The sequence below is a fragment of the Actinophytocola sp. genome (assembly GCF_036378875.1).
In the GTDB taxonomy this organism is placed as follows: Bacteria; Actinomycetota; Actinomycetes; order Mycobacteriales; family Pseudonocardiaceae; genus Actinophytocola.
Genome location: NZ_DASUVO010000080.1, coordinates 1 through 4,160, shown reverse-complemented (window position 1 = coordinate 4,160; position 4,160 = coordinate 1). Strand labels below are relative to the sequence as shown.

The window sequence follows — 4,160 nt, the reverse complement described above, 5'->3', positions numbered from 1 at the left end:
AACTCGAAACCGACGTCCGCACATGGATCAACGAATGGAACACCGACCCCAAACCCTTCGTCTGGACCAAAACCGCCGACGAGATCCTCGAAACCCTCGCGGCATACTGCGGCCTAATTAACGACTCGGGACACTAGCGCCTCGGCGCCAGCTCCGTCGAGACACTTCGCGTAGGTGCTGAGCAGTACCTCTACCGAGTTGCCCGCCCACTCGGCGACCGTGGGTGCCGGTACGCCGCCGGTGAGCCACGTGGAGGGTGGCGTGCCGGAGGTCGTACGGCCTCGCAGCGAGCGGAGAGGCTTGGACCTCCGGGGTGGACGACCTTCCGCGCTCTCTGCCACGTAGTTCGAGGTCCGTTCGCTCACCTCGGAACAGCCGCCCGTCTGGCGCGGTCCCGAACATGTCCATGCCACCACAGCAGCGCTGTCAGCTCCGGCGGACACGGCACCCGTCGCACATCGTCCGCAGTACGGTGTTTCAACCCTCGCGTATTACGGTTCGTGCCCCCGGTCGGTCCACTCTCGACCCGCGTGCGGCTCGCCAAGGTGCGTCGTCTACTTGCGCCGGCCGAGCCACCTGCGGAACAGACCGCCGCGTGGGTCGCTCAGCCGTGCCCACGCCAAGGTGAACCTTGGGAAGAAAAGCAGCATTCCGAGCAAAGACAGGGATATCGGCGCCATGATTAGCTGGCCTTGAAACGCCGAGACGATCCAGGACGCACTGCCGGTGAGGAAGATCGCGTCTTGTTTGCAGCTGACCGTGACCTGCGTTGACGAACGGAGACTGTCAGCGGTACTCCGGTTGTCCGTCCGAGCCGATTACTTCGCATTTCGACGAGTCGGGGTTCTGCGGGCCGGATTTCTTGTGCACGGACGCCCGTTCGCCGGCCGGCCATACCGCCGGGTGTCCTGGCCCGATGTCCTCACCACCGGCCAAGAAGAGCAGCCCGAGAGCGATCATCGCTCCAGTCGCCACCAACCCGTCGATCAACAGGGTCCATGCGGTCCGGCGCAGCGGCTTACGTCGACGGGCGGGCTCATCGGCCTCGGTCATCGGCAGTTCCCGTAATCATCTCAGCGTCGCGAGGGCCATGGTCGCCGCCCGGTCCGCCCGGTCACAGTCCGGACCGTCCGCCGAGGAGTTGCGAGCCCGCCATCAACGAAGACCACGGCATCGAGATACCCGGTATCCTCTTTGTATTCGATGACGTTTGTGTCCGGGTAACTGGCGTCCAGGTTCGCGGCAGCGGTGGCATCTGTCCGTTCGTAGCAGCTCGCCGATTCAGAGAACCACCTTCGAAATCCTCCAGTTGGCCAGGTATGCCTTGACACCGTCCAAATCCTCACGGGCTCGACCGAGCATCCCAGCGAGTTCCCGAAGCGCGGCGGGTTGAACGTCGAATTCTGTCAATGTCGATCCCCATGAAGGTCGTTGTACGAAGCAAGGCGACTACGATCTTATCGTAGCCGAGCGAACACGCTAGGTGATTGCACCCAGCGCGGAGCTTCAGCGTTGGCGTGAGGCTCACGAGCCGTTCGGACGCTACGCGTGTGTGAGCAACCACCACGCCACGAGCACGCCGCCGGAGTTGGTGGCCAGATGCACCAGCATCGGGGCGAGGAGGCCGCGGCCGGTGTGGCGCCACCAGTGCAGGGCGACTCCGGCCACGGCGGCGGCGAGCATCGCGAGCAGGGACACGACCACGATCGGCATACCGCCGAACGCGGTGCCGACGGCGGCGTTCTGCAGCACTGCCATCGATGGGAGCGCGTGCCACAGTCCGAACAGGGCGGCCGCGACGAGCACCGGACGCCACCGCCACCGGTCGTCCGCACCGAGCAGTGCCGGCAGCACACCTCGGAACGCGATCTCCTCGAGGAGCACGGTGCCCAGCGGGATGCGGATCAGGGTCACCCACAGCAGTGCGCCAACACCGTGTCTGTCGACTCGGCCGTCGTTGAAGAGGCCGCGTAGGGCTGGTATCGCCACCGCGGCGCCGAATGCCAGACCGATCACTCCCAGACCGAGCAGTCCGAAGGCCACGGGTCTGCGTAGGTGTCGATAGTCCAGTCCGATGGAACGCGCCCGCAGGCCCGACCACCGGGCCACCTCGAGCAGTGCTGCCGCGACGATCAGCCCGCAGAGCGGATACGCCCAACCCGGCAACACCACGTTGACCAGCACGGTGCTCGTCGCCAGCAGCAACAGGACCGCGACCACCGCCGGAACGCGACGGTTCGTCTGGCGGACAACGGACGCGGTCACCGCTGGTGCCGCGGCGTACGGCGACGTGGCAGCAGGACTCGGACCGGCTGTCATGCCGCTGCGGTCTGGTCAGGTGTCTTGAGTTTGCGGGTGAAGCGTTCCGGCCTCGGCCAGCGAACGTTGTACACCCAGCCGAGCTTCTCGAAGATCCAGATGAGGCGGGCTGAGATGTCGATCTGGCCGCGGCGGACGCCGTGGCGGGCGCAGGTGGGGTCGGCGTGGTGGGAGTTGTGCCAGGACTCCCCCATGGACGCGATGGCCAGCGGCCAGAAGTTCGCGGACTTGTCCCGCGCCTCGAAGGGCCGGTCGCCGATCATGTGGCAGATCGAGTTCACCGACCAGGTCACGTGGTGCAACAAGGCGACCCGAACCAGACTCGCCCAGAAGAACGCCGTCAGCGCACCCCAGAACGACATGGTGATCAACCCGCCGAGCACCGCGGGGGCGAGCAGGGTGACCACGGTCAGGACCGGGAACAGCCGGTCGATGCGCCGGATGTCGTCGTCGGCCAGCAGGTCCGGGGCGAACCGGCGGGCGTTGGTCTGCTCGCGTTCGAACAGCCACCCCATGTGTGCGTGCCAGAATCCCTTGGCCAGCGCGGCGGCCGACGTGCCGAACAACCACGGTGAATGCGGATCGCCTTCCTTGTCAGCGTAGGCGTGATGGCGACGGTGGTCAGCCACCCAGTTGATGATCGGGCCCTGCATGGCCATGCTGCCGACCACGGCGAGCGCGATCCGCAGGCCCCGGGTGGCCTTGAACGCGCCGTGAGTGAAGTGCCGGTGAAAACCGACCGTCACACCCAGGCAGGTCAGGGTGTAGAAGAACAATGCGAGGCCGATGTCGACCCAGCCCAGACCCCAGCCCCACGCGAACGGCACAGCCGCGACCAGCGCCAGCAATGGCACGATCGCGAACAGTTTGACCAGCAGGGTCTGTGCTCGGGTCTTCTCGCCGGAGAGCATGGGCTCCGGCCCGCCGCGCGGCTTCGAGGTGGAGGGGTGTTTCAAAGTGGCGGTCACGATGTGCCACCTCCGGTAACTGTGTGGTACGAGTCACCGAGGTCTGGGGCAACTGCCTGTATATGAGGTTGGCCGTCCCGAGGGCGGCGTAAACCTGACGGTCAGGTCAGATGGGCGGGCCCAGCCGGTTCAGCCATCGCCTCGCAGGTGGGGAGCGGGTAGCTGGTCGGCTCCGGCCTCGAGGGCGGCAGCGTGACCGCGGGCCCACCGCAGCAGCCCGGTGATGTCGACGCCGTGTGCTGGCTCGCCCCGGTAGGGCTCGATGTGGTCGGCGCCGCGTCTGAGCAGGGAGACCGCACCGGTGGTGTTGCCTCGGGCGGCGTGCGTGACGCCCACGGCCAGTTGGGCGAGGCCCTTCCAGAGGGCACGCGACGCCTCTGGTGCCGTCTTCCAGGCGTCTTCCAGCACTTCGTGGGCGTGGAACGGCATCCCGTCGTCGAGTAGCCGCTGGGCTTCGAGCAGGGTCTGGTCGGGTGATCGAACGATGCCCTCTGGCTGGCGCGGGACGCCGGGAACCCCGTGCGGAAGGGGCCGGCCCAGCCTGTCGCGCGGGCGCTCGTTGCGTGCGCGCCCGGCCGCGTCGCGGTCGCGGTCGTTCCCCTCTCCGCGGCTACGCTGAGCCGGCTGAGGCGGTCTCGGTGTTCCTGTCGTCAACTGTTGGCCAGTCGTAGTGGTGCGCCGACGGCGTGGAGGTGTTGGAGCACGTATCCGTAGGTCCGTAGCCAGCCGCACTGGGTGTACTCGATGCCCTTGCTGGCGCAGAACGCGCGGACGATGGGTTGGGCGCGGCGGAGGTTGGGTCGGGGCATGCTGGGGAACAGGTGGTGTTCGACCTGGTAGTTCAGTGCGCCGAGGGTGAAGTCGACCCACACG

Annotated in this window: 5 protein-coding genes and 1 pseudogene; 1 reads left to right on the top strand and 5 read right to left on the bottom strand. The window is 66.9% G+C overall.

Annotation, left to right across the window (positions count from 1 at the left end; genetic code table 11):
- Positions 1 to 137, top strand: a pseudogene (locus VF106_RS22990) (IS630 family transposase); the annotation flags it as partial.
- Positions 138 to 786: 649 nt separating this feature from the next.
- Here the strand turns inward: VF106_RS22990 and VF106_RS22985 are convergent.
- The 5 genes from VF106_RS22985 to VF106_RS22965 form a co-directional block, all read right to left on the bottom strand.
- Positions 787 to 1,053: a hypothetical protein gene (locus tag VF106_RS22985; RefSeq protein ID WP_330841862.1), complete on the bottom strand. Its 267-nt coding sequence runs from the start codon at positions 1,051 to 1,053 to the stop codon at positions 787 to 789.
- A gap of 489 nt (positions 1,054 to 1,542) precedes the next feature.
- Positions 1,543 to 2,319 (bottom strand): CPBP family intramembrane glutamic endopeptidase, encoded by a 777-nt coding sequence (locus VF106_RS22980; protein WP_330841861.1) that lies wholly within the window; start codon positions 2,317 to 2,319, stop codon positions 1,543 to 1,545.
- Positions 2,316 to 3,230: an acyl-CoA desaturase gene (locus VF106_RS22975; protein WP_330841863.1), complete on the bottom strand. Its 915-nt coding sequence runs from the start codon at positions 3,228 to 3,230 to the stop codon at positions 2,316 to 2,318. The genes VF106_RS22980 and VF106_RS22975 overlap by 4 nt, the downstream gene beginning before the upstream one ends.
- Positions 3,231 to 3,416: 186 nt before the next feature.
- Positions 3,417 to 3,827: a DUF309 domain-containing protein gene (locus VF106_RS22970; RefSeq protein WP_414639047.1), complete on the bottom strand. Its 411-nt coding sequence runs from the start codon at positions 3,825 to 3,827 to the stop codon at positions 3,417 to 3,419.
- 110 nt (positions 3,828 to 3,937) lie between these two features.
- A partial coding sequence (locus VF106_RS22965; protein ID WP_330840891.1) for a fatty acid desaturase family protein occupies positions 3,938 to 4,160 on the bottom strand: 223 nt, incomplete at its 5' end.